The following is a 778-nucleotide window of genomic DNA, read 5'->3' on the forward strand; positions in this document are numbered from 1 at the left end:
TACCGGGAGCGCGTGCATGCCTTCGCCGAACGCTGGCGGCAGGCCAGTTGGCCGCCGGACACATCGGAGTACGCCCTGACGGGCTACCCGCAGCTACTGCGTGCGACCGGCGACGCGCGGCGCCTGAGCACACTCGGCACCGACGCGGTCCGCCACGATCGACTGTGGCAAACCACCGGTACCGACGCACCGGCCCTGGCTGAAATCGCCGACGCCTTCCGCCTCGAGATCGCCAACCCTTCGGGGCCTGACCTCACAATGTGCCTGCGGCTCTCCCTGCGCCGGGACACGCTGCACCAGCAGGTGGCCAACACCCCGGACGACCTCATCGTCACCTGGGCACATCTGGGACAGATCCGGCGCGCACTGACCCTCACCCAGGCTATGGAGCATCGAAGGGCGGTTTCCGCTCTCCTGACGCGGATCCTCGCGACGGCGCACGACGACCCGGATACCGTCGCATTGGTCACAGCACAGGCCCGCTCCATCACCGACCCCGACCAGCAGGCGAAGTCTCTGGTTGCTGTGGCAGAGGTGGTGGCCGCGGCCGGACAACACAAACAGGCCGCTGACCTCGCCAGAGAGGCGGCCGACGTCGCCCACACCATTGCCGACTCCGACCAGCAGCCCGGGGCCCTGGTCAGTGTGGCCGAGGCGATGGTCCGGGCTGGGCAACACGAGCAGGCGCTGAATCTCACCCGCACCATTACCAATCCCTACCAGCAGGCCCAGGCCTTGGCCAGAGTGGCCGAGGCGATGGCCCGGGCCGGGCAACACG

The 778-nt window shown here is 68.9% G+C and carries 1 pseudogene; it reads left to right on the top strand.

What is annotated here, in order from left to right:
- Positions 1-12: 12 nt before the first annotated feature.
- A pseudogene (locus VR45_RS36915) lies at positions 13-778 on the top strand (hypothetical protein); the annotation flags it as partial.

The sequence above is a fragment of the Streptomyces sp. NRRL S-495 genome (assembly GCF_000966955.1).
Taxonomy (GTDB): domain Bacteria; phylum Actinomycetota; class Actinomycetes; order Streptomycetales; family Streptomycetaceae; genus Kitasatospora; species Kitasatospora purpeofusca.